22 protein-coding genes and 1 pseudogene are annotated in these 25,394 nt (G+C 54.4%); 8 read left to right on the top strand and 15 right to left on the bottom strand.

The window, feature by feature from the left end; translation table 11 throughout:
• Nucleotides 1–5: 5 nt before the first annotated feature.
• From ruvX to metK, 8 genes are all read right to left on the bottom strand, one after another.
• Nucleotides 6–422 (bottom strand): Holliday junction resolvase RuvX, encoded by a 417-nt coding sequence (ruvX, locus tag O1723_RS03820; protein WP_006811925.1) that lies wholly within the window; start codon nt 420–422, stop codon nt 6–8.
• Entirely contained in the window at nt 422–982 is a 561-nt protein-coding gene (locus O1723_RS03825) for a YqgE/AlgH family protein (RefSeq protein ID WP_008499752.1), read from the bottom strand. The genes ruvX and O1723_RS03825 overlap by 1 nt, the downstream gene beginning before the upstream one ends.
• Nucleotides 983–1,056: 74 nt before the next feature.
• Nucleotides 1,057–2,004 (bottom strand): glutathione synthase, encoded by a 948-nt coding sequence (gshB, locus tag O1723_RS03830; RefSeq protein WP_023331278.1) that lies wholly within the window; start codon nt 2,002–2,004, stop codon nt 1,057–1,059.
• Between the two features lie 19 nt (nt 2,005–2,023).
• Nucleotides 2,024–2,755 (bottom strand): 16S rRNA (uracil(1498)-N(3))-methyltransferase, encoded by a 732-nt coding sequence (gene rsmE / locus O1723_RS03835; protein ID WP_023337758.1) that lies wholly within the window; start codon nt 2,753–2,755, stop codon nt 2,024–2,026.
• Nucleotides 2,756–2,806: 51 nt separating this feature from the next.
• On the bottom strand, nt 2,807–3,514 hold the full coding sequence (gene endA / locus O1723_RS03840; protein ID WP_014885187.1) for a deoxyribonuclease I: 708 nt from the start codon (nt 3,512–3,514) through the stop codon (nt 2,807–2,809).
• Nucleotides 3,515–3,608: 94 nt separating this feature from the next.
• Nucleotides 3,609–4,106, bottom strand: a complete 498-nt coding sequence (locus tag O1723_RS03845; protein ID WP_014885186.1) for a SprT family zinc-dependent metalloprotease — start codon at nt 4,104–4,106, stop codon at nt 3,609–3,611.
• A gap of 58 nt (nt 4,107–4,164) precedes the next feature.
• Nucleotides 4,165–5,562, bottom strand: a complete 1,398-nt coding sequence (gene galP / locus O1723_RS03850) for a galactose/proton symporter (RefSeq protein ID WP_014885185.1) — start codon at nt 5,560–5,562, stop codon at nt 4,165–4,167.
• A gap of 334 nt (nt 5,563–5,896) precedes the next feature.
• Nucleotides 5,897–7,051: a methionine adenosyltransferase gene (gene metK / locus O1723_RS03855; RefSeq protein ID WP_014885184.1), complete on the bottom strand. Its 1,155-nt coding sequence runs from the start codon at nt 7,049–7,051 to the stop codon at nt 5,897–5,899.
• 138 nt (nt 7,052–7,189) lie between these two features.
• Between metK and O1723_RS03860 the strand changes: the two genes are divergently transcribed.
• From O1723_RS03860 to speA, 4 genes are all read left to right on the top strand, one after another.
• Complete coding sequence (locus O1723_RS03860) at nt 7,190–7,408, top strand: hypothetical protein (protein WP_014885183.1); 219 nt, start codon at nt 7,190–7,192, stop codon at nt 7,406–7,408.
• 68 nt (nt 7,409–7,476) lie between these two features.
• Nucleotides 7,477–7,620 carry a hypothetical protein gene (locus O1723_RS03865; protein WP_418251728.1) on the top strand — a complete coding sequence of 48 codons (144 nt, stop codon included), beginning with the start codon at nt 7,477–7,479 and terminating at the stop codon, nt 7,618–7,620.
• Nucleotides 7,621–7,714: 94 nt separating this feature from the next.
• Nucleotides 7,715–7,846 (top strand): acid stress response protein YqgB, encoded by a 132-nt coding sequence (gene yqgB, locus O1723_RS03870; RefSeq protein WP_127312443.1) that lies wholly within the window; start codon nt 7,715–7,717, stop codon nt 7,844–7,846.
• An 8-nt stretch (nt 7,847–7,854) separates the two neighbouring features.
• On the top strand, nt 7,855–9,831 hold the full coding sequence (speA, locus tag O1723_RS03875) for a biosynthetic arginine decarboxylase (RefSeq protein ID WP_014885182.1): 1,977 nt from the start codon (nt 7,855–7,857) through the stop codon (nt 9,829–9,831).
• Between the two features lie 98 nt (nt 9,832–9,929).
• Here the strand turns inward: speA and O1723_RS03880 are convergent, their stop codons facing one another.
• Nucleotides 9,930–14,813 (bottom strand): hemagglutinin repeat-containing protein, encoded by a 4,884-nt coding sequence (locus tag O1723_RS03880; protein WP_479983875.1) that lies wholly within the window; start codon nt 14,811–14,813, stop codon nt 9,930–9,932.
• A 73-nt stretch (nt 14,814–14,886) separates the two neighbouring features.
• On the opposite strand from O1723_RS03880, the gene O1723_RS03885 reads away from it, so the two are divergent.
• Entirely contained in the window at nt 14,887–15,855 is a 969-nt protein-coding gene (locus O1723_RS03885) for an IS5-like element IS903B family transposase (RefSeq protein ID WP_000654804.1), read from the top strand.
• A gap of 45 nt (nt 15,856–15,900) precedes the next feature.
• Here the strand turns inward: O1723_RS03885 and O1723_RS03890 are convergent, their stop codons facing one another.
• From O1723_RS03890 to O1723_RS03910, 5 genes are read right to left on the bottom strand one after another with little or no spacing between them, the layout of a single operon-like run.
• Nucleotides 15,901–16,830: a ShlB/FhaC/HecB family hemolysin secretion/activation protein gene (locus O1723_RS03890; RefSeq protein ID WP_248190705.1), complete on the bottom strand. Its 930-nt coding sequence runs from the start codon at nt 16,828–16,830 to the stop codon at nt 15,901–15,903.
• A gap of 17 nt (nt 16,831–16,847) precedes the next feature.
• The gene (locus O1723_RS03895; RefSeq protein ID WP_014885179.1) at nt 16,848–17,843 is read right to left on the bottom strand and encodes a fimbrial protein; all 996 of its coding nucleotides are present in this window, start codon (nt 17,841–17,843) and stop codon (nt 16,848–16,850) included.
• Entirely contained in the window at nt 17,840–20,413 is a 2,574-nt protein-coding gene (locus tag O1723_RS03900; protein WP_023337752.1) for a fimbria/pilus outer membrane usher protein, read from the bottom strand. Before O1723_RS03900 ends, O1723_RS03895 begins: the two co-directional genes overlap by 4 nt.
• A 29-nt stretch (nt 20,414–20,442) precedes the next feature.
• Complete coding sequence (locus tag O1723_RS03905) at nt 20,443–21,180, bottom strand: fimbrial biogenesis chaperone (RefSeq protein ID WP_023337751.1); 738 nt, start codon at nt 21,178–21,180, stop codon at nt 20,443–20,445.
• A 54-nt stretch (nt 21,181–21,234) separates the two neighbouring features.
• A complete protein-coding gene (locus O1723_RS03910; protein WP_023337750.1) occupies nt 21,235–21,801 on the bottom strand; it encodes a fimbrial protein in 567 nt (188 codons plus the stop codon).
• 411 nt (nt 21,802–22,212) lie between these two features.
• Between O1723_RS03910 and speB the strand changes: the two genes are divergently transcribed.
• Nucleotides 22,213–23,133 (top strand): agmatinase, encoded by a 921-nt coding sequence (speB, locus tag O1723_RS03915; RefSeq protein WP_002434404.1) that lies wholly within the window; start codon nt 22,213–22,215, stop codon nt 23,131–23,133.
• Between the two features lie 3 nt (nt 23,134–23,136).
• On the opposite strand, the gene O1723_RS03920 is transcribed toward speB, so the two are convergent.
• Nucleotides 23,137–24,348 (bottom strand): MFS transporter, encoded by a 1,212-nt coding sequence (locus O1723_RS03920; protein WP_023337748.1) that lies wholly within the window; start codon nt 24,346–24,348, stop codon nt 23,137–23,139.
• A 415-nt stretch (nt 24,349–24,763) separates the two neighbouring features.
• Here O1723_RS03920 and O1723_RS03925 point away from each other — a divergent pair.
• Both O1723_RS03925 and O1723_RS03930 read left to right on the top strand, forming a co-directional pair.
• Nucleotides 24,764–25,086: pseudogene (locus O1723_RS03925) on the top strand (Rieske (2Fe-2S) protein).
• Entirely contained in the window at nt 25,083–25,391 is a 309-nt protein-coding gene (locus O1723_RS03930) for a recombinase-like helix-turn-helix domain-containing protein (RefSeq protein WP_014885173.1), read from the top strand. The pseudogene O1723_RS03925 and the gene O1723_RS03930 overlap by 4 nt, the downstream one beginning before the upstream one ends.
• Nucleotides 25,392–25,394 lie beyond the last annotated feature (3 nt).

Genomic DNA, 25,394 nt, shown 5'->3' on the forward strand with positions numbered 1-25,394 from the left:
TGAGATTAATAGCCCTGTTCGAAATAGCTTTCGAGGATGATGACGGCAGAGGCGGAGTCTACGCTGCCTTTGTTGAGCGCCCGGAAGCCGCCGTGCTCAAACAGGCCAGCACGCGCTTCGACGGTGCTAAGACGCTCGTCGTGAAGCTTCACGGAGACGCCAAAGCGGCCATGGATTTTATTGGCGAACTTACGCGCGCGGGCGGTAAGGGGTTGTTCGGTGCCGTCCATATTCAGCGGCAGCCCAACGATAACATCATCCGGTTGCCACTCTTTCAGCAGACGTTCGATAAGATTCCAGTCGGGCGTGCCGTCGTTGGCCTTCAGGGCCGTGAGCGGGCGCGCGGTACCTGTGATGCGCTGACCCACAGCGACGCCAATGCTTTTGGTACCAAAATCAAAGGCCAAAAGTGTTCCGCTCATCAGGCGTGCCCCGCGACACCAGGCATGGTCAGAATATCAATGCCAATCAGTTTTGCCGCATCGCGCCAGCGATCGGCTATCGGGGTTTTAAACAGAATATTCATGTCCGCTGGTGCGGTAAGCCAGGCGTTATCGAGGATTTCCTGCTCAAGCTGGCCTTTCTCCCACGACGAGTACCCCAGCGCCACCAGCACTTCGGAAGGCTGTTCTGCGGTACCCAGCGTTTCGAGCACGTCGCGCGAGGTGGTGATCACGGTGTTATCGGAGATGCGGATACTGGAAGAGAATACCGGCGGGGTATGCAGGATAAAGCCGCGATCTTCTGCAAGTGGTCCACCCAGCATCACCGGTTTATCGAGCCGGATCTCCGGCAGTCGCGCTTCAGCCGGGATTTTCAGCTTGTCCAGAATCCCTTCAACCTGCAGGTTTTCCAGCGGCTTATTGATGATAATGCCCATCGCGCCGTCTTCATTGTATTCACAAATATAAACCACGGCGCGGCGAAAAATCGGATCCTGGAGAGCAGGCATGGCAATAAGAAAGTGATGCTGTAAATTCATTGTCAGAGGTACTGTTTCCTGGTTTAAAAAGCGACAGCGCCCAGTATGGGGATAAAGCCGGGCGCTGTCACAGATTATTTCTGTAAACGTTTTTCGATAGCGTCCATCAGCATTCCGGTGATCGAGATCGGGAACTCCGCTTCGATTTCGCGAATGCAGGTTGGGCTGGTGACGTTCACTTCCGTCAGGCGATCGCCAATGATGTCCAGGCCAACAAAGATCAGGCCTTTGGCTTTAAGCGTTGGGCCAACGCGGCGGGCAATTTCCCAGTCGCTTTCTGTCAACGGGCGCGGCTCACCGCGTCCACCGGCCGCCAGGTTACCGCGCGTTTCGCCACCTTGTGGGATACGTGCCAGGCAGTAAGGTACGGGTTCGCCATCCACGACCAGAACGCGTTTGTCGCCATCTTTAATGGCGGGCAGATAGTTCTGGGCCATGCAGTAGCGGGTACCCAGTTCGGTCAGGGTTTCGGCAATCACGCCAATGTTCGGGTCGCCTTCCTTCACGCGGAAAATAGACGCGCCGCCCATGCCGTCCAGCGGCTTCATGATGATATCGCCGTGTTTTTGCCAGAACTCCTTCAACTGAGCTTTGCTGCGGGTCACCAGCGTTTCAGGCGTCAGGTCTGAGAACCAGGCGGTATAAAGCTTCTCGTTGCAGTCGCGCAGGCTCTGCGGCTTATTGACGATCAGCGTCCCTTTCTCTTCGGCACGCTCAAGGATATAGGTGGAGTAGATGTATTCGGTGTCGAACGGCGGATCTTTACGCATCAGAATAACGTTGAGATCGGCCAGGGCAATATCCTGCTCGGTGCCAAACTCGTACCATTTGTCGTAGTTCTGCTCGACGTTAACGATGCGGGTACGCGCGCGGGCTTCACCGTTGATCAGGTAAAGATCGTTCATCTCCATATAGTGGAGCTCATAGCCGCGACGCTGCGCTTCCAGCAACATAGCGAAGCTGGAATCTTTCTTGATGTTAATGTTTGCGATGGGGTCCATCACGATGCCGAGCTTAATCATGTTCTTCTCCGTTTATACTTCAACCCAGATCGCCAAACCGTACCTGTAGCGCGGTAATGGCCGTGAGTGCCGTTGTCTCAGTGCGCAGAACGCGAGGTCCCAACAGAATATCAGTAAACTGGTAACGCGCCGTCATCGCAATTTCTTCCGCCGACAGGCCGCCTTCGGGGCCAATCAGCAGGCGTACACGTTCAACGGGCAGCGGCAGCGTATTAATGCTGGCGCTGGCGCGCGGATGAAGATTGAGCTTCAGCCCGCTCTCCTCTTCGGCACACCAGTCCTCCAGGTCCATTGCCGGGCGGATCTCCGGTATGCGGTTGCGGCCGCTCTGTTCACACGCCGCAATGGCAATTTTCTGCCACTGCTGGATCTTTTTGTTCAGACGTTCCGCATCCAGTTTAACGCCACAGCGCTCGGAAAAAAGTGGCGTAATGAGGCTTACACCCAGCTCAATGGATTTTTGAATGGTGAATTCCATCTTTTCCCCGCGGGACATCACCTGGCCCAGGTGGATGTGCAGCGGCGATTCACGGTCGTCCACTTCACCGCGCAACACATTCACATGCACGCTTTTTTTATCCGCCCGGGTGATTTCCGCCTCGAAAATCTGATTAGAGCCGTCGAAAAGCTGTATTGCCTGGCCAGCCCCCATGCGCAGCACGCGGCCAACGTGGTTGGCGGCGTCGTCAGACAGGGCGATTTCGCGACCTGCGGTAATCAGTTCAGGGTGGTAAATGCGAGGAATGCGCATAGTCAGAAATTCCATATGTCATGCGAGATAAGCGAATTGCCGTAGTGTAGGTTAGCTCTTTTGCGCCTGGCAAGCCCGCTGGACGTACGGGTTATGATTCCCCTGGACTCTGGCGATGCGTTCGTCGCGCTGACATTCCCACTCCGTCACCGGATATTGCTTATCCCACGCATTGAACAGCTGCGTCTGCTGACGGGAGAGGTTGAGGTCGTAGCGGTCACGCATGTAGAAGTAAGTGCGGGCGATGCTGCCGCGCGCGCGGGCAGGCGGCTCGGCGACTTTTTCTTTAAAATCCACCTTCATGCCGCACTGGCCATATTGGCCTTCGCCACCGTTCCACTGGCTGTACATAAAGTTGCCGCGGTCACCGTTCACTTCACCCACGGCGGGCTGCAGGTTATGCATATCGCTTTCCATCTGGCGGTAGACAGGATCTTTAGAACAGTTTTTACGACCGCCATCCTGCCAGCACTGGCGCTGGTGGCCAAACTGCCATGCCGGAACGACATGTTCCCATTCGATGCGGCTGGCGCGGTTTTCGTTTTTACGCACCTTATAGCCGCAGGACTCCAGGTCCACGACCCCTTTTTTACCCTGCCAGTTAATTTTACAGCCGCAGTAGAAATCGCCCGGCACATCGGCGTTCACCTTCACGCCTGCTGCCTTGGCCTGGGAAAAACTGTTGATACCATCGGCCAGAGCATGGCCTGAGAACGCTGTCGTCAGAAAGGCGACCGCGAGAGAAAAATTACGGGACATCTTACACTCCGTGTCAAAACGAGCCCGCAACGTAACGAATGTTTTTCCTGTATGCAATCAGTCAGATCAGGAAAGTTCCTGAATGTTCAAATGATTACTCCGCAATCAGCGGTTCGCCGCATTTGACGCAGCGGTAGGTCGCCTCGCCGCGGACCACGCGATTATGGCGGCGGACGGTAAGCTGATGCTGCTGACACTGGCAGCGGTAGGGGAACGTATTGCGACGTACAGATTCCAGCTCGAACTGATGAGTTCTGCGCGCCGGAACGCCCAGTACTGCCTCCATCATCCACTTCCACTCTTTTCCGTGCGGCGCGACGCGACCAAAATGTTTCCACACCAGGAGGTGAGCCAGCTCATGCGGCACCACTTCCTCAATAAACGCCTGCTGGTTTTCCATCATCAACACCGGGTTCAGGCGGATCTCATACGATTCCAGCCAGGCAGTACCCGCCGCGGTGCCACGCTGCTGATAGACGAGCTTCGGTTCAGGGTAATTCCGACCGAGCTTCAGGTTCGCCTGGGCGAGTTTTTCCCGCAGGCTGCGCATAACGGCTTGCTGAAGGGCGATGGGGAGACGGGGAGCTTTCATAGGGGCAGAGCATAAAGCGCGAAGCGGGGAGGCGCAAGAGGCGCCTCCCGCAAGAGGATTAGTCGTGTGCGCCGATTTCGCGCAGTGGACGACCTTTCATCAGGTTACGTTCAATATGTTCCAGTGAAACATGTTTGGTTTCTGGAACCAGCCAGATGGTCAACACAATAAAGAAGATGTTCAGGCCGGCGTAGACCCAGAAGGTGTTGGCATTGCCCAGGGTATTGAGCATGGTCAGGAACGTCGCGCCGACAATCATGTTGGCAATCCAGTTGGTTGCAGTTGAGCAGGTGATACCAAAATCACGCCCTTTCAGCGGCTGGATCTCAGAACACAGTACCCAAATCAGCGGACCGGCGCTCATCGCGAACCCGACGATAAACATCAGCAGCATGCCTACCGCAAAATACTGTGCGGTTGGGGAGTGGATGCCGACGTGCATCATGGTGCCCAGCACGCCCATACCGATCGCCATGACCAGGAAGCCCAGCGTCAGGGTAGGTTTACGTCCCCAGCGGTCCACCAGGCCGATCGCGATAAAGGTCGCCAGCACGTTGGTCAGGCCGACGATGACGGTGCCCCACATCTGCTCGGTGGTGTTGGTATAACCCGCCAGCTCAAAGATTTTTGGCGCGTAATACATGATGACGTTCATCCCGGTGAACTGTTGCATCACCTGCAGCAGCACGCCGAGGAATACTGCGCGACGGAAGTTGCTGTTCTCTTTAAACAGCGCCCAGCCAGACTGCTTCACCTTCAGGCTTTCGCGGATCTCTTCCAGCTCGTTTTTCGCCTCCGCACTGGTGTCGCGCAGGCGCAGCAGCACCCGTTCGGCATCGTGGAAGCGGCGCTTTGCGGCAAACCAGCGCGGGCTGTCCGGCAGGAAGAAGACGCCAATCAGCAGCAAAATGGCCGGGATGATGATCACGCCAAGCATCCAGCGCCATGCGCCGCTGTAGCTGAACGCGGTATCGGAAAGATAAGCCCCGAGAATACCGATGGTAATCATCAGCTGGTACATCGAAATCATACTGCCGCGAATTTTCTCTGGCGCAATTTCAGAGAGATAGAGCGGGGCGGTGTAGGACGCGACGCCGACGGCCAGCCCCAGCAGTACGCGGGAAAGAATAAGCACTTCAACGTTAGGGGCGGCAGCAGAGAAGAGTGAACCGGCGACGAAGAGAATGGCACCAATCATAAGGCTCTTTTTACGTCCGAGCTTGAAGGAGAGCCAGCCGCTGCCGACAGCACCAACCGCTGCGCCAAACATCATCGAGCTGACCACCCATTCCTGGGTATGCGCGTTAATCTGGAATTCGTCTGCGATGAAGGGAAGGGCGCCAGCAATCACGCCGATATCCAGGCCAAAAAGTAAACCTGCCAGGGCGGCGAGGAAGCAGACGAAGAATGTCATCGCCTTGTTGGACGTACGCCCCTGTTTTTTATTGTCAGGCATTATGCCCTCCAGTTGGGTTATCAGTTTTATTGATGTTAAGGGTAGGTGAGTGACCCGTAAAAATATGTGAGATTAATCACATTGGTGTAATCGGTTACACTGGTGTGTAACCGTAAAAATTATTAAAGCTTTGAAAATATAGAGGTAAATGAGGTGATATGCATCGCGAAAGAATACATTTCAGACTTAACTGAAAGGAAATGTAACAGCACAAGAAATGCCATCACGCAAAGAGATTATTCCGAAAGCGAGGTACATGGACTGGCGTGTAAGCGGTTCCAAACAAAAAAAAGCCAGCACAAAGGCTGGCTTTTTTAACGCTCTTGTCAGTCGATTATTTCAGACCGGCAGCTTCACGCAGCAGGGCGGCTTTGTCGGTTTTTTCCCATGGGAAATGTTCACGACCAAAGTGACCGTATGCCGCGGTTTCTTTGTAGATTGGGTGCAGCAGATCCAGCATCTGAATCAGTCCGTATGGACGCAGGTCGAAGAACTCGCGTACCAGCAGGGTCAGCTGTTCTGAAGGCACTTTCTCGGTACCGAAGGTTTCAACCATGATGGAGGTTGGCTCAGCCACGCCGATGGCGTAAGAAACCTGAATCTCACAGCGGTCAGCCAGGCCGGCAGCAACGATGTTTTTCGCAACATAACGTGCCGCGTATGCCGCAGAGCGGTCAACTTTAGACGGATCTTTACCAGAGAACGCACCGCCGCCGTGACGTGCCATGCCGCCGTAGGTATCAACGATGATTTTACGTCCGGTCAGACCGCAGTCGCCCATTGGGCCGCCGATAACAAAGCGTCCGGTTGGGTTGATGAAGAATTTGGTCGCAGAGCTCAGCCATTCGGTCGGCAGAACCGGCTTGATGATCTCTTCCATCACTGCTTCTTGCAGGGATTTCTGGTCAATCTCTTCGGAATGCTGGGTAGACAGTACCACCGCATCGATGCCAACGATTTTGCCGTCATCGTACTGGAAGGTGACCTGGCTTTTTGCATCCGGGCGCAGCCACGGCAGGGTGCCGTTTTTGCGTACTTCAGCCTGACGCTGTACCAGACGGTGCGCGTAGGTGACCGGGGCTGGCATCAGCACGTCGGTTTCGTTGGTCGCGTAGCCAAACATCAGGCCCTGGTCGCCCGCGCCCTGTTCCAGTGGATCGGCACGGTCAACGCCCTGGTTGATGTCTGGAGACTGTTTGCCAATGGCGCTCAGCACCGCGCAAGAATTGGCATCAAAGCCCATATCAGAATGCACATAACCGATTTCACGCACCGTGTTACGGGTGATCTCTTCGATATCAACCCATGCGCTGGTGGTGATCTCACCGCCAACCAGAACCATGCCAGTTTTGACATAGGTTTCGCACGCGACGCGCGCTTTAGGATCCTGCGCCAGGATCGCATCCAGCACCGCATCGGAGATTTGGTCAGCAATTTTATCAGGATGTCCTTCTGATACGGACTCGGACGTAAACAGGTGTTTTGCCATGTTTTATTTCACCTAAGAGGAATTTGGTTAGCTCAAGCTGCTGTGTGGAATAGCCAAAGGAGATAATTCTACCAAGGCCTGCAGGTTTTTGACACTGGCAGTATGAGTGTTAATCAGTATAGATGGATTAACATCTGGATGGCTATTTTAGGTCACTTCTTCGCCCGATTTCCAGTTTTTTTTGATTCATCTCTCACGGCGTTGAAATGTCTGCTGGAAATTTTTCCTGACGGCGCTGGCAACCCACGCATTTTTGTTTTGCTTTTTAGCCCCCTTCTCGGTATAAAACGCGGCGCGCGGCTCATACAAAATAAGCGCTCGATGAACTCATCGAGTCGCCACTTCCAGCCGGGTTAAGCAGTGAACTTTTAGCTTTGGCTTGGGGTCCGTTTCAGCAGAGGCGGCCGTGGAGGTGATACGAGATAATGAACCATCGTTTTCCGCTAATTCAGCGCAGCCGTTCTGGCGCGCATTTGATTCCCGCAACCCGCATTTCTAGTCTGCAAACCTGCCGATGTTATACCCATCTCGGCGCTTCTCAGGATTCCAGGGCCGGTCAGGCTGTGTGAAAACTGAACAAGGGCGCTCTTGTTAATACAAGAGTTTTCTCGTGGTTTCGCCGAACCTTGTCATACAGAGTTCGGATACGTGTTTTACAATGATATGAATAAGAAACCGGTCGCACGGTCTGGATTTCAGCATACTCTGCTGGGAAACGGAGCCGTTTATGGGTTGTTATCGCCGTATAACGCTGCGATAGTAGTCAACTGTTTTACACTTAATACAAAGAGTTGAGGTTCGCTATGTCTGACGACATGTCTTCTTTTTCGCCTTCGTCAGCGGGCGAACAGGGTGTACTACGTTCTATGCAGGAGGTTGCGATGAGCTCCCAGGAAGCCAGCAAGATGCTGCGCACATACAATATTGCCTGGTGGGGCAATAACTACTACGACGTCAACGAACTGGGCCACATCAGCGTTTGCCCGGATCCGGACGTCCCTGAAGCGCGCGTGGACCTCGCCAAACTGGTGAAAGCCCGTGAAGCACAGGGCCAGCGTTTGCCTGCACTGTTCTGCTTCCCGCAGATCCTGCAACATCGCCTGCGTTCTATTAACGCCGCCTTCAAGCGCGCGCGTGAATCCTACGGCTATAAAGGCGACTACTTCCTGGTTTACCCGATTAAGGTGAACCAGCACCGCCGCGTGATTGAGTCCCTTATCCACTCCGGCGAGCCGCTGGGCCTCGAAGCCGGCTCCAAAGCGGAGCTGATGGCGGTTCTGGCGCATGCGGGCATGACCCGTTCGGTCATTGTCTGTAACGGCTACAAAGACCGTGAGTACATTCGTCTGGCGCTGATTGGCGAGAAGATGGGCCACAAGGTCTATCTGGTTATCGAGAAGATGACTGAAATCGCGATCGTGCTGGAAGAGGCTGAACGTCTTAACGTGGTGCCACGCCTCGGCGTGCGTGCGCGTCTGGCGTCTCAGGGTTCCGGTAAATGGCAGTCCTCCGGCGGTGAAAAATCCAAATTCGGCCTCGCGGCGAACCAGGTACTGCAGCTGGTGGAAATTTTGCGCGAGCGCGGTCGTCTGGACAGCATTCAGCTTCTGCACTTCCACCTCGGTTCGCAGATGGCCAATATTCGCGATATCGCCACCGGCGTGCGTGAATCAGCCCGTTTCTACGTTGAGCTGCACAAGCTTGGCGTGAATATTCAGTGCTTCGACGTGGGCGGTGGCCTGGGCGTGGACTACGAAGGGACCCGCTCGCAGTCTGACTGCTCGGTGAACTATGGTCTGAATGAATACGCCAATAACATCATCTGGGCGATCGGTGATGCCTGTGAAGAGCACGGCCTGCCGCACCCGACGGTGATCACCGAATCCGGTCGCGCGGTGACCGCGCACCATACGGTGCTGGTCTCTAATATCATCGGCGTTGAGCGTAGCGAAATTTCCGAAGCGACGCCGCCGCAGGATGATGCACCGCGTTCCCTGCAAAGCATGTGGGAAACCTGGCAGGAGATGCACGAGCCGGGCACGCGTCGCTCCCTGCGCGAATGGCTGCACGACAGCCAGATGGATCTGCACGATATTCACGTCGGCTACTCGTCAGGCACCTTCAGCCTGCAGGAGCGTGCGTGGGCGGAGCAGCTTTATCTGAACATGTGCCATGAAGTGCAGAAGCAGCTCGACCCGAGCAACCGCGCGCACCGTCCGATTATCGACGAGCTGCAGGAACGTATGGCGGATAAGATTTACGTCAACTTCTCGCTGTTCCAGTCGATGCCGGATGCATGGGGTATCGACCAGCTGTTCCCCGTTCTGCCGCTGGAAGGGCTGAACCACGCCCCGGAACGTCGCGCGGTGCTGCTGGACATCACCTGTGACTCCGACGGTGCTATCGACCACTACGTTGACGGCGACGGTATCGCCACCACCATGCCAATGCCGGAGTACGACCCGGAGAACCCGCCGATGCTGGGCTTCTTTATGGTTGGGGCGTACCAGGAGATCCTCGGCAACATGCACAACCTGTTCGGTGATACCGAAGCGGTTGACGTGTTTGTCTTCCCTGACGGCAGCGTGGAAGTTGAGCTGTCTGACGAGGGGGATACCGTGGCAGACATGCTGGAATACGTTCAGCTCGATCCGAAAACGCTGCTGACCCAGTTCCGCGACCAGGTGAAAAACACCGGTCTCGACGATGCATTGCAGCAGCAGTTCCTGGAAGAGTTTGAGGCGGGGCTGTACGGGTATACTTATCTCGAAGACGAATAATTATTCCGCCAGTTAAATATGAAAAGGGTCTGACCGTGGTCAGACCCTTTTTTATGGCTACATGAAAACCCCGCCGGTGAACGACGGGGAGAGGGGGGTTAACTCAGCTGTTCGTCCTGGAACGTAATGGTCACCTTCGCATAGATATTAATTGGCGTTTCCGCCATTAGCGGCAGCCACTGCTTCGGCTGTGCTGTTGCGCTCATATCGCCGTTCCACTGCTTGTGCTCAGGCGTTTTCGGCATGTCCATGCCGGTCTGACCGGTGGACGAACCTGGCGAGAGCTTGACGTCAGTGCCTTTCGGATTGCTCGACGGCGCCACGCCGTTGGTCATATCGCCGTTCCACTGCTTGTGCTCAGGCGTTTTCGGCATGTCCATGCCGGTCTGACCGGTGGACGAACCTGGCGAGAGCTTGACGTCAGTGCCTTTCGGATTGCTCGACGGCGCCACGCCGTTGGTCATATCGCCGTTCCACTGCTTGTGCTCAGGCGTTTTCGGCATGTCCATGCCGGTCTGACCGGTGGACGAACCCGGCGAGAGCTTCACGTCGGTGCCTTTCGGGTTGCTCGACGGCGCCACGCCGTTGGTCATGTCGCCGTTCCACTGCTTGTGCTCAGGCGTTTTCGGCATGTCCATGCCGGTCTGACCGGTGGAAGAACCCGGCGAAAGCTTGACGTCGGTGCCTTTCGGGTTGCTCGACGGCGCCACGCCGTTGGTCATGTCGCCGTTCCACTGCTTGTGCTCAGGCGTTTTCGGCATGTCCATGCCGGTCTGACCGGTGGACGAACCCGGCGAGAGCTTGACGTCGGTGCCTTTCGGGTTGCTCGACGGCGTGACACCGTTGGTCATGTCGCCGTTCCACTGCTTGTGCTCAGGCGTTTTCGGCATGTCCATGCCGGTCTGACCGGTGGACGAACCTGGCGAGAGCTTGACGTCGGTGCCTTTCGGGTTGCTCGACGGCGCCACGCCGTTGGTCATGTCGCCGTTCCACTTTCTGTGCTCTGGCGTTTTCGGCATATCTTTGCCGGTTTTACCGGTTGCAGAACCCGGAGAAAGCGTTGGGTAATTCGTATTTGGAACGTCCCATTTTTTCTTCGGCGTTGTGCTGTCAGCCGGTTTCGGCGCAGGCTTCAGATCGTCCGCTTTCGACGGCGTAACGGCAGGCACCGCTTCGCTGTGCGCGGTTTCAGACGGGGTGGTATCCGTCTTCGTCGTGCTGTCAGCCGGTTTCGGTGCAGGCTTCAGGTCATCCGCTTTCGACGGCGTAACGGCAGGCACCGCTTCGCTGTGCGCGGTTTCAGACGGGGTGGTATCCGTCTTCGTCGTGCTGTCAGCCGGTTTCGGTGCAGGCTTCAGGTCATCCGCTTTCGACGGCGTAACGGCAGGCACCGCTTCGCTGTGAGCGGTTTCAGACGGGGTGGTATCCGTCTTCGTCGTGCTGTCAGCCGGTTTCGGCGCAGGCTTCAGATCGTCCGCTTTCGACGGCTTAACGGCAGGCACCGCTTCGCTGTGCGCGGTTCCAGACGGGGTGGTATCCGTCTTCGTCGTGCTGTCAGCCGGTTTTGGCGCAGGCTTAAGATTGTCCGCTTTCGACGGCGTAACGGCAGGCACCGCTTCGCTGTGCGCAGGTTTCGCTGGCGTATCCTCTTTCTTCTTCGTGCCATCGCCTGAATGCTTCGACGAGCCGCCGCCATTGCGGTGGTCGCTCGGCGTATCGACGTCGTAACTGCCTTTTTTCTTCTTACCGATACCAGGATCCGCAAGGGTATAGGAGATATTGTTACCCGCTTCTTTTTCGTCACGGGTGACAACGGACATCTCATCCTTGTTGGTGTTGATCTCGCCAGTCGTACCTTTGCTGGTGGTGCCCCCCACGGAAATGGTGGATTTCTGCGTTTCGTTACGGTGGATCTCATCGACCGTATCCACGTAGATGTTAGCCGATGGAATGCCGCCTTTTTTACCCGGCAAACCACCGATACCTACGCCGCCACCGCCGTACAGGCCGTCCTGCTCAACGGTATCTTGCAGGTCTTTGGCGTTGATATTGCCCGCAACGTTGACGTTACCGGTGCCATTATCAGAGACGATATTGGCCCCCGCCATGTTGAGGTCGCCGCCGGTTTTCACCTGCACGTCCCCCGTGGTGTGAATGCCGGACTGCTTCGCGGTGGTTGCCGAGTCATAAGCCTCTGAGCCGCCGCCGCCGTTAACGGCCCCGGTAGGCATCACGCCTTTCGTCGACACGGCTACACCGACGGATGCACCCCAGTTGGCACGCTCGTTGTCCGTGTGAACCGTATCCTGAAGGGAGTTCACGGTCATATCCCCTGCAACATCCACGTCCGCGGTATTGGCGTCAATGTTGGCACCGCTCATGGTCATGTCGCCGCCGGACTTAATTTTGACGTCGCCTGCCGTAATGGTGCTGTTGGTGTAGCTGGTGCTGTTGCCTGTTCCGGTCTCTTTGCTGCCGCTGTAGTCGACAGACGCGCCGCCGCTCACGCCGGAGAGATCCACGCCCACGCCAGCCGAGATGCCCGCCGAGTGCTCCTCGGTGGTGTTGCTGTAGCTGGATGTGGATTTCGCCGCATTCATGTTCACATCGCCGCCTGCGTTAATTTCAACGTTCTGGCCGCTAATGTCTGTTCCGTTCAACGTGGTGTCTTTTTTGGTGTTGATCGAAACGTTATTGGCGCTGATGTGGTTAATGTTTTCCGCCGTGGAGGTGGAGGTCGAGTGCGATTTAGACGAACTGCCGCCAATGGTAACGGAACCGCCAGCCAGATCGTTGAGCAGCAGGTTAGAGGCCTCGCCCAGCACTTCCGCAGCCGTTGTTCCGGCGTTGGCAGACTGGCCTTCGGTGCCTTTTTCAATCAGGTTACCGGCTTTATCAAAGGTATCTACAAGGGTGCTGTGGGCTTCACCCGTGATACCAAACGACGTCGCTTTATGGGATGAGGTGTTTTTCATCTCATCTTCATATTTCGTGGTCGCGACGTCCTCGGCGTTGATGGTCAGGGCATTGCCCGCGCTGAGATCCGCCCCACCAATGTCAGCGGTCTTACCGGCTTCAATCGTCCCGGACTGGCCAAAGTTGATTGCGGCATTGGTGTTCTTTTTGCTGTCGGTGACGGACGAGTCACTGGAGGTGCTCATGCCAAACGTGAAGCCAGCCGTATCATTCACCGGCGCACGGCCAGGCTTCTTGCCGATAGCGGAGGTGTCGGATTCTGATCCTGCGCTGACATAGTCGCCGGAGGTCGTTTCGGTGCTGCCGCCGTCCATGGTGCCGTAGCTGGTGTTAACCGACTGGCCGCCGCCGCTGACGCCCGCGCTGATGACAAACTCGCGTGACGAGCTGTGCTGTTCTTCGTGAGCAACGTCCTGGGACGTTTTGATCGTCACGTCATTTTCAGCGGTGATGCTGCCGGTCTGGGCGTTGTAGGTCCCCCCTTCCATCACCACGTCGTTTTTGGCCTCGATACTCATGTTGCCGCCAGCGGAAACATTCGCGCCAATGGCTTTGCCCGTGGTGGTTGAGGTATCAGACATCGTGTAGTTGAGCGCGCTTCTGACGTCGTTATCAATGATACGCGTGGCGTCAATTTCATGCAGGTCATTGAAGGTGACGTCGCCGTCGGTGGCCTTCATGCTTACATCCTGACCCGCCGTAATATCCGACGCGTTGGAGGTGATTGATTTAGCCTCCATGTTAATGCTGCCGCCTGCGGTAACGCCGTCCTCAAAGGCGTGGATCACCTGCTTGCCGCTCTCATCGCGCCCTACGCTGGCCGTCATGGTGATGTCACCCTGAGCTGCGGACATGTTCACGTCGCCCTCAGCGTTAATCGCCGCGCCGTTGTTATTGATATTGCCGCTGGTGCTGGACATATTGATGTCGCCGCCCGCAGAGATACCCGCGCTCATGCCGTTGCTAACGTTGTTGATATCCCCATCAGAGACCAGCGTCATGTCGCCTTTGGATGAGATTGTACCGTTGGCGTTATTGATGCTGTTCGCGTCGACGTTCATATCGCCACCGGCATGAACGGTCGCGGTGCCGCCGTTAACGTCTCCGCTCTCCATCTGACGAAGCGTTTCAGGGCACAGGTACACGACCGGGACCATCACGTCCACGCCGTTCACCGTCTGATTGACGAACCAGACGATATCGGCGTCCAGTCCGTTGCGCTGCTCCTCGGTCAGGGATTGACCAACAACCAGCCCCAGCTCGCTGTCCTGTGCTGCCAAGCCTGCATTATCCATCAGGGCCTGCACCAGCGCGTCGCCTTCCAGACCATCACGGATCGAAAAGAAACTGCCCACCGAGCTGTTGATCTCACGGCGGATCAATTCTGAGGTGAAGTAGTTATCACCAATAACGTTAACCGGCTTCTGCGGGTCATAGCCCACCTGATCGAAGAAGTAATCCGATCCTGTGTAAGCGCTCTGATCGATCATTGACGGACGCGTTTCAAAGATCGGAACGATATTGTTGGCTGGCCCCGGATAAGCCGTGCCATTTTTTTCCGCTTCGGCGGTTTTCTTAAAGTCGGTTGAGACTTCAAACATGCCCGGAATGGAGACCATATCCTTGATGGTTGGCATCGGGCTAATGCCCATCGCCAGCTCGTCAATTTTCTTGGTATTTACCTGGACATCGTAACCGGCAATGACCGTATCCACGGTGTATTCACCCACGTCGATATCGCTTACGTCGCTGTGGCTGTTAATCACCCCAGCGTCCGCAATACCGTTATCCAGCGTGCCGCCGTTATGCGTAAAGTTACCGCCCGCGGTGATCTCGCCTTTTTCAGAAGGAACGAAGTAGGTTTTATTGTTTTTTAATGCCTCATTATTGGAGGCTGTTACGCTCGCCCAGATACCGCACATTGTACCGTAGTCGGTGGTTTGCCAGGTTTCACCGAAGATGTCGGACATCATTTTGTTGAAAAGCGTGGACTCGTTGCCGGTCATCACGACGGCGTTGTACCAGAGCGCTTTTTCAGGGTCATCACGGCTTTGTTGAATAAATCGAACTTTTGCTGAGTTGAAGGATCAGATCACGCATCTTCCCGACAACGCAGACCGTTCCGTGGCAAAGCAAAAGTTCAAAATCACCAACTGGCCCACCTACAATAAAGCCCTCATCAACCGTGGCTCCATAACTTTCTGGCTGGATGATGAAGCTATTCAGGCCTGGTATGAGTCAGCAACACCTTCTTCACGAGGCAGACCTCAGCGCTATTCTGACCTTGCCATCACGACTGTGCTGGTCATTAAACGCGTATTCAGGCTGACCCTGCGCGCTGCGCAGGGCTTTATTGATTCCATTTTTTCTCTGATGAACGTTCCGCTACGCTGCCCGGATTACAGCTGTGTCAGCAGGCGGGCAAAGTCGGTTAATGTCAGTTTCAAAACGCCCACCCGGGGTGAAATCGCACACCTGGTAATTGATTCCACCGGGCTGAAGGTCTTCGGTGAAGGCGAGTGGAAAGTCAAAAAGCATGGCCAGGAACGCCGCCGTATCTGGCGTAAGCTGCATCTCGCCGTTGACAGTAAAACACATGAAATCATCTGCGCTGACCTGTCGCTGAACAACGTTACGGACTCAGAGGCCTTCCCCGGGTTAATCCGGCAAACCCACCGGAAAATCAGGTCAGCCGCCGCCGATGGCGCTTACGATACCCGGCTATGTCACGATGAACTGCGGCGTAAGAAAATCAGCGCGCTTATCCCTCCCCGAAAAGGTGCGGGTTACTGGCCCGGTGAATATGCAGACCGTAACCGTGCAGTGGCTAATCAGCGAATGACCGGGAGTAATGCGCGGTGGAAATGGACAACAGATTACAACCGTCGCTCGATAGCGGAAACGGCGATGTACCGGGTAAAACAGCTGTTCGGGGGTTCACTGACACTGCGTGACTACGATGGTCAGGTTGCAGAGGCTATGGCCCTGGTACGAGCGCTGAACAAAATGACGAAAGCAGGTATGCCTGAAAGCGTGCGTATTGCCTGAAAACACAACCCGCTACGGGGGAGACTTACCCGAAATCTGATTTATTCAACAAAGCCATTCGGATTTGTAATAGCTGGTATCAAACCCCCAATAGCCCAGCGGCACGCTGTAGCTAAATGACCAGGAGTCCTGTTTATCATTATTATTTTTCAGATCGTTCCACGAGTAATACGCATTAAAAATGTCGTTTAATCCGGCAATATTTTTTGCCGTCAGGCTGCCGTAATATTGCTGCCAGCCTTCTGATTTGCTCCCGGAGTTATTTAACCCCGCCGCCGCGTCAATCGGAAATGAGGGCTGATGAATCAGGTTAAGATCGGAATAGCCATTAATGATTGAGGGTTCAACGCTAATATTATCCCTCTCCGAGACCCGCATCAGGTTCTCAACCATCTGGTCGACATCCTGCATATTGAGGATCTTGTCTTTGGCAAACGGGTAGGCGGTAAAAAGACGCGTGCTATCACGCAGGCCCGGTGTCTGGCCGTTCACCTTAAAATCGTTAATCTTTCCCCACAGCACGCGAAGCTTAAGCGTACCGCTCTTGATGTTGCCGGGGTCGATACTGATAAGAGTGGTGGCATAGCCACGGGAAATATAAAAATCCGTTAACTCTTTCACTAAGGTGAAAATGTCAGATTTACCAAGATCCTTACCCAGATAGCGCTGGACGATCTCCTCGCGCTGCGGCGATCCGTCGAACAGATGATCGTCGAGGATCTCGATCCGGGTTACGTTGAACTTCCACGATGAATTTGCCGGCAGGCCGGTCTCCGCGTCTTCGCCGCGAATTGCGCGCTGCTGTTGCAGCAACGCTTCCGTTCTTTTCGCCTCTTCAATCAGATACTGGTTACTCTGCCGCTCCAGGCGGTCAAGTTCCTGCTTGTTCTGAACTGAGGGCAGTATGGCGGCATGGGCCACCTGTAATAAAGGCAGTAAAAACAGGACGTTTTTGATTTTAAAATGACAACGCATCACTCTCTCCCTGAGCGTTATTTAATGACAACGGTGTATTGAACGGCGCCGACAACTTTGCCGGGGGTGAGGGCCGTCTTACGATCGACCCCGCCGCCAACATAGATTTGTGCCTGATAGTTTTTGGTGAGCGTGGAGGCGGTATAGACCTTCTCCTTACCCAGCGTGATCGCGGTTGAGTTCTTCTCAAAAAGGCGAATACTGAAATTGCTTGCATAGCCATCGCCGCTTTCAACGCCGATCACACCGGTCAACGCGCCTAAAGGGGTGTTAATTAAGGAGTTGAAAGTGATGCCAATTTGTTCCGTAGAAGGGCAGCCCACGGTGATGCTGAAGTCTTTTTTAACACCCTGAAAAGTATCGTCGTTTTGAAAATCGGCGATGTTATAGGTGCCTAAATCGACGTTTGTTGCCGAGGGGTAAATGGAGCACGAGGCGGTAACCACCTTAATGGCAACACCAAAGTTGATGGCCATAATCGGCAGTTTTTCGCTTTCATCGGCGGACGGGATCACCAGTGCCTCCGCCACCTTACCCGCTGGAATAAAGTATTCCCCTTCAGGCATCGAGCCGGTCTGGACCATTTCCACCAGAACCGTACTGTTTTTCACTCCACAACCGGTGGAGCACGTGGTCGGCGAACCCGAGTTACCCGGCAGCCATGAAGATTCGGTCTGCGTGGGCCATCGCATGCGAATGCCTATCCCCGGGATTTCGGTGTTATAGACATGATCAATCTGCGACCGGATATAGCTTCGCGAATAGCTTGAATGCCATGAAGATTGGGTGGACGCGTCGCAGGTGTAGCTGACGTCCGGCACCTGATAGGTTTTGCTCCATAAAACCTTGCCGACTTCACGCTGCTTTATGACGTTAAGCGTGATGTCGTCCATGATATTCAGCGTCGCCAACGGGGACGTGAGGGTGCACAACGCCGCATAGGCGTTGTTGCACGTTAAAGAGATAAACGCCGTGGATAAAAGAATCAGCGCAGCCGTAAAAATCCGTTTCATGGTGTTGCCCCGTTATTGATGCAGGTAATTTCAATAGCCTTAAACGCTTCTTCCTCGGTTGGTCGGTCCTCAGTGCCTTGCTTCACATAACGCGCACCGCACTGCGCGGGCTTTTTATTTTTCTTCCACTGGAGGGTAAAGACGTTTTGGCCTTCCTTAAGCGCCACCATCGCCACGCCGTTTTGACCGACCATGCCGATCGCGTTGTGCGATTCGTCCAGTACCGACGCACCAAATGGGATCACTTCGCCGGAAGGCTGCATAAAGCGCACAAAGCTCTGGCGATTGGCCTGGGTGTCCATTTTGATCAGCACTGCCGCGCCGGAGGTTGGCACGATGGTTCGGCGGGTGTCGTCGACCTCGACGGTATACGCGGTGCCTTTCGGGTCGGCGTACACCTCGTTGTACTTGTAAGGCACCAGATACCCGACAATGCCGTAGCCGTTGTCTTTGATGACGGCCTGGGAATCCGGGTAGATGCGGGAGCCTTCTGCGCCTTTTGCTTCCACGATGCCAATGGTGTCTGCGAGGGTCGGCACAAAGTTGATGCCGCCTTCATGCACCACCACGCCGCCGTTCAGGTTGACCCCTCCCATAAAGGAGTCCCGGGACTGGCTGTAGGTCATCCCGCCCGAGGCGCTCTCGCCCGTGTAGGAGAGGTTCATGCCGAAGTTAGTTTCCGGTGTGTTGGACTGGCTGAAATAGCCGCCAAAGCCAAACTGTGAGCGTTCCCCGGCGGAGCCGTTCAGCGAGGTACGGAAGTTGGCTTCTTCGCTGTTATAGCTAAAGTTGGCCCCCAGGCGAGCCTGCTTCTCGTAGTGGTGGCCAAGCGGCATGCTCACGTTCAGGTAGAGCGTATCTTCGTGGTCGCCATCGTCGTTATTGGTGCGGCCAAGGGAGATCCCCCAGGTCGTGATGCCAAACTGGTTGTTGTAGCCCAGCACGAAGTTCGACTTTTCATTCCGGCCCTGCTCGTTATTCCAGACGTTGCCCACAAACCCGCTGACGTAGAAGCTTCCCCAACCGGCGGGAAGCGTCTGGTTGATGTTGGCTTCCAGTCGCTCGCGATAGCGTTCCGGGAGAAAGTCTTCTTCATCGGCTTCAATCGAGCGCTTCAGGCTGACCGCGTCGCTCAGGGAGTAGAAATTCGCGCTGGAGTAGCGATAGCCAATCAGGCTGAAGTTCGTCCCGGTTGTCGGGAGGGTCTTCGCCAGGCTAATGCGCAGGCTCATATTGCAGAACGTGCCGCAGCCTGCGGTGTCCGGCTGCCCCTCGAAGCGGGTGAAAGAGCGCGTCACGTCTACGCCTAATGCGCCCAGACGGGTGTTAATCGCAAAACCGGTCATCAGCGCCGCATAATCACCTTCGAACGCGCTCTGTCCGCCAACGTAGCCGGTAAAGTTATTGAATAAGCCGTACTGAAACGTGCCCTCAACCGCTTTCGGATCCTCTTTCAGCCAGGTATCGCGGATTTCACCCGCAGCCACAGAGTAGCGGGAGTAACCTTCGCGCAGCAGCTGCGGCACGCTGGAGTAGGGGACCACGAAGTAGGACTCTTTGCCGTTTGTCTCTTTTACGGTGACCTCAAGATCGCCGTTATAGCCGGTCGCATAGAGATCGCTGATGGCGAACTCCCCAGGCGGCACCACTTTTTCATACAGGGTGTTGCCAGCCTGCTTGATGGTCACCGTGGCGTTGCTGTTGGCGATGCCGCGCACCACCGGGGCATAGTTGCGTACCGAGTCGGGAAGCATGCGATCGTCCGTGGCGAGACGAACGCCACGCAGGGCGGTAGTGTCAAAAAAATCACCGGTGGTGTTCAGATCGCCCAGCACTATCTGCGATTGCAGCGGCGCAATGGCCCGCTCTGCATAGGCCTGGATATGCTGTACGCCGGTATTTTCCGTGTCGCTGCCGGAGCTCAGGCTGTCGTAGGTCGTAAAACGCCATGCCCCCAGTGCGAGGGTGTTGTGCAAATTGCTGTAGAGATAGGTCGCGTTGTCCTGAGCGGGGCGATAACGTGAACTGGTGGCGCTAAGGGTATAGGAGGACATCAGCGCCGGTACGCCGTTATCCCATAACTCCGGGCTTACGTAACCCGCAGGCGTATTCAGCAGCATTGCCTGAGGAATCGTGACATCCAGCTGTTCTTCTACCGCATTATAATTAACCGTCGCGCCTTTAATCAGCTCAGGGAGAATAATGCAGGTATTCTGCTTCCAGTCGGGGGGAAGTTTTGATGTGTCGACGTCAAAGCGGACGACCATTTCGGGCGTCATGCAGGCGTTGAATCCCTGCTCATTATTTGCAGCCACAAAGGTAACGGTCCAGGTATTAACCGGCTTGAGGTTGCTGTAAACCTCAAGCGTATATTTCCCCGGCAGTATTTTTTCAACGCCGTCAAATTGTGTCAGATCGATTCCGCTATCGTAATACTTCATAAACCCACGAGAAAATGTCATCGGCTTACTGGTATCACTGGCATATACTGCGAGTGGCGCAATGGTCACCGAAATGACAAAGCCACTAATCACCCGCAGAATGTTAGTTTTCTTGTAAAACATCGACATATCACCGTCCTGGTCAATATGATTACTAATCAGAAGTTATACGTGCGCTTAATATAGGCACCCAGATCGGTAATATAATTGTATTGGAATGTCCCTTTCCCCTGCACGGCATTAACCTGCGGGAAGTGATATACCAGCGTGCTATATGGCGCGATCATCTCGCCATCAATCATGACATCTTTACCCTGAGTATCTCGGAGCCAGACATTTGTCATGCTTACATGGAAAGGCGAATTATTTGTTCCAACGACGTCATAACCGTTGGCTGCTTTTTTCAATTGCCAGGTTAATTCATCCGCCGCTTTCATCGGATTACCTTTCAGACCAACCGGGCGATAGAAAAATTTAATCAGCGTTCTGAACGCCATCTTTAGCTGATTTTTATCTACGTCGTCCGCCATTTCAGGCGGAATATCCAGGACATTGAGCCACAGAACCGTTTCACGATCTTTTGGATATTTCGCGGCGGCGCCTTCCGTCTGGAATATGCGGAAAACTTTCCCCTTTTGGCCGTTAATTCTGGCCGCCGGTGGGGTGATAAAGAAAGGCAAATCTTCTTTGGCGATGCCGTCACTCTTATCGGTGCTGGAAAGCCACACCTGAACCAGTTCAGGCGCTTTGCTGACGTTATTAATACGAATCGTTTGTTCTTTCTCCCCGGCGTTGAATGCCACGCGGGTCGTCATAATTTGAATCGTTGCACTGGCCGCAAAGGAAAAGGCCAGCGTCATCATGAATACAGAAGATATAACAAGTTTTTTTAACATCTGGCCTAATCCTTTAGGTGATACTCTTAGCGGATAAACCCGCGGGGCGCGCGATTACTGATATTTAATGGAGTACACAACGTCGGTTGAGACTTGACCGGCAGTAGATGCACCACCCGTCGCCACATATTGTGCCCAGTAATCAAAGCGAGCCGTATTACCGGCAACCGTAACGGTTTTAGCGCTATCGTTTGCGGTATTCAGGTTCAGTTTTGCTTTTGAAGAATCCAGTAAACCAACCTGAACTTTCTCAGCTCCGCCTGACGCTTTAGCCACGGTATTTTTCAGGTTACCGGTGGTGGCATCGATATTGGTGCTTTGCGCCAGTTCGAAGAATACGCTGGCAACTTTGCCATTGGTGCAGTTTGCGCCGCTTAACGTAATGTGGAATGGGGTATCACCTGCGCGCTGTCCATCCGTTGCAAGCGCGGTTGTACTAATAGAAGGTAAATGAACGGTAAAGTCTGGGCTTTCAGATTCGCCCTGTGCGTCACCGCCGGTAATAGTACAGGTTGCGTCGCTAATAGTACCTTGAAAAGTAATCGTGCCATCTTCTGCTGCCGCGGCGGTACCGATGGTTGAAAGAACGGCCAGGATTGCCAGCTTAGATAACTTCTTCATAAAAATATCCATATCATTTCATTGGGGGGGCTATTGTATAGAGGTCATCTCCTCCACCGCTATCGGCCAGGCCTAAATATATTCCTAGTTTTAAAATGGTATATTTATTAAATTTATGAATTAAGTTTTGCTTCAAACTTTTAAACGCAAATAATGCGAAGAAATGGGGGGCTTAAGATAATATCAATTCTAAAAATGAATTTTATCGGTATGGTGAATAATTAGAGGCCGTAAAAGTCTGGCAACACAATTGATTTATGTTTTGAAAAGTGAGCTTGAATCTTCACGTTCCAGAGGCTAGCATTAGGCAAAAGCAGTAAGGACATCAATCCCTTCCTCGTCGGGTTTAACGACGCGGAGGGGATTTTTTTTCATCTGTATCTAATGCAACGACTTTTAAGAGGTCAGGACATGAGCACTTTAGGTCATCAGTACGACAACTCTCTGGTATCTAACGCGTTTGGTTTTTTACGCCTTCCGATGAACTTCCAGCCCTACGACAGCGATGCTGACTGGGTGATCACCGGTGTGCCGTTCGATATGGCAACCTCGGGTCGTGCCGGTGGACGTCATGGCCCGGCGGCGATCCGTCAGGTTTCCACCAACCTGGCCTGGGAGCACAACCGCTTCCCGTGGAACTTCGACATGCGCGAGCGCCTGAACGTGGTTGACTGCGGTGACCTCGTGTATGCCTTCGGCGACGCGCGTGAGATGAGCGAAAAGCTGCAGGCCCACGCCGAGAAACTGTTGGCAGCCGGTAAGCGTATGCTCTCCTTCGGTGGCGACCACTTTGTGACTCTGCCACTGCTGCGCGCCCACGCGAAACACTTTGGCAAAATGGCGCTGGTCCATTTCGATGCGCATACCGACACCTACGCGAACGGCTGCGAGTTTGACCACGGAACTATGTTCTACACTGCACCGAACGAAGGCCTGATCGATCCGAACCACTCCGTGCAGATCGGTATTCGTACTGAGTTCGACAAAGACAACGGCTTCACCGTGCTGGATGCCTGCCAGGTGAACGATCGCGGCGTGGATGACATCATCGCGCAGGTGAAGCAGATCGTCGGCGATATGCCAGTCTACCTGACCTTCGACATCGACTGCCTGGATCCTGCCTTTGCGCCAGGCACCGGTACGCCGGTGATCGGTGGCCTGACGTCCGACCGCGCCATCAAGCTGGTGCGTGGCCTGAAGGATCTGAACATCGTCGGGATGGACGTGGTGGAAGTGGCGCCAGCCTATGATCAGTCCGAAATCACGGCCCTGGCGGCAGCGACCCTGGCACTGGAAATGCTCTACATTCAGGCGGCGAAAAAAGGCGAATAAGCCTTAGGCGCTGATTGCTGCTGCGCGACGCATGCGCAGCAGCAACATTCCTCCGGCCAGAAGGGTGATCGCCTGCGACACGACCAGGACCGAAAAGCCAGAGCTGACCGACCCGACCGATTTCATCACCACCCCCATCAGCAGCGGAATAAACGCCGCACAGATATTCCCTATGCCATTAATGATCCCATACGCGCTACCCACCGCTTCCCGCGCGGCATGATGTTGGATCACCGCAGGGATCGCAGCTCCCTGAAGTCCCCAGAACGCATTGGCGGACAACATAAACATCCCCAGCCAGACAGGCTGATGGCTGAGCATCAGCGCGACCACGGACAGCGCCGTTAACGCGCCTCCCACCACAAACAGCAGCGGTGCCTGTTCCGGGCGCATTTTGTCGAGCAGCACGCCGCCCAAAAATTTCGATCCCAGGCTCAGCAGGAAGGGAATGGCTGCAAGCAGGCCCGTAGCATGCAGTGAGAAGTGATGTTCATCGCGCAGCCATGCGGGCAGCCAGGCGCTGCTCCCCCAGAGATAGCTCAGCGTGGCGATTTCAACCAACAGGATCCAGCCCAGCAGCGGCGTTTGCCAGGCAAGGGTGAAGGTCTGCACCCATCCCGGCTTTTTCATCTTCCCCCGGCTCTGGGGCGCAGGCAGAAAGCGCCAGATTAACCCGCCACCCAGCACAAGATTCATGACGGCCAACGCGTAGAACGATCCCGCCCAGCCCAGATGCGCCATCAGCCAGGTGATCAGTGGAAAGCCCACCGCCAGCCCGAGCGAGACGCCCAGCGCGGTCACCGCGTTGGGTTTGCCGATCTCTTCTGCGTCAAAGCGCTCGCTGATAAAGCGCGTTTTTAATGAAAAGAGCGGCCCCTCCGCAATCCCCAGAATCACGCGCGCAATGAGCATCCCCATCAGCGAGCCGAGCAAGGGCGAAATCGCACAGACCGCGGCCCAAATCGCAATGCTGCTTAATAATCCCTGCCGATAATGAAGTTTGCTTTCAATAACTGGCGTTAATAATAAAGCCGAAAAACCATAACCCAGCAGAAAGCAGGTCATGAGCATTCCTTGTAACATTCTGTTTTCATTTAACTGAAAATGTGTGGCAAATTCCGGGTGTAAAATCATTACCGAGATATTCACACGGTCGATGTAGGAAATAATGATGAGTAATAACAGTGCAATTGTACCTTGCCATCTTGCCGTCATGATGCCTGCCTTATGTCTGCGCGTGTGAATATTTTTTATCAGAGTGATTGTCACGGGTGTAAAATGGTTCACCTGTGAAACTCATTGTTTATTAAGAATAAAGTAAAAATAAGTTTCACAGGTGAAACACGATGACGTGCCACCTTTTTATTTTTAATGAGCAAAAAGAAAAGAAGTCAATATCTGTTTTTTGAAATTTTAGACTATCGAAAAATCGTATTCTTTCACGCGGCAATAATGAAAATTTCATATCGCTGCATTTTTTCGTGATCCTTTGCACACTTAGTTAATTAATTACCTCCTGGTTAACAAATTCGTCACATTCGCGCTTGACGAAACATTCATCGCTTTTATATTGACCGTATTAAATAAGAAACAGAGTTTCATATATGAAACAAAAGCCTGGAGGATCGTGATGAGCTGGATAGGCGTATGTGACGCAGAACAAGTACAGGAAGATTTCCCTTTTAGCGGCAACGTCGACGGTAAAGAGATCGGCGTTTATTTGATTGACGGTGAATATTACGCGCTGGAAGACGTATGCCCGCACGCATATGCCCTGCTGAGCAGGGCTTCGTCGAAGATGGCAAGGTGGAATGCCCGCTACACGAGGCGGTGTTCGACGTCAAAACCGGCCAGTGCCTGCATGGCCCCGGTGGTCGCAACCTTAACCGCTACCCGGTTCGGGTCTTTGAAAACCAAATCCAGATTACCTTCGTCGAGGAGAGCGTGGCATGAGCGACACCCTGAACTACAACCCGGCGCTGCCGGAAAGCCGCCAGTTTACTCCGCCTGCAGAAGGCGGTAACGGTGCCATTCATAAGCCAGGCGATTACCAGAACCTGATCTGGCAAACCCGCAGCCGTGAGCCGGAAAACTGGGAGATGAACCTGATCGCGACGCTGGAAGATCTCTTCGAGCAGGGCGTTGAAACCTTGCCGGAGCTGGTGAACGGGCTGAACGCGGTGCGCATGCACGACCAGCAGGGCGAGCCCTGGAGCGACGCCAGCTTCCAGGCATTCTTACAGGTTAACGGCTACTGAGGA

It is taken from the genome of Enterobacter cloacae complex sp. HYC080_NIDB (genome assembly GCF_056673325.1).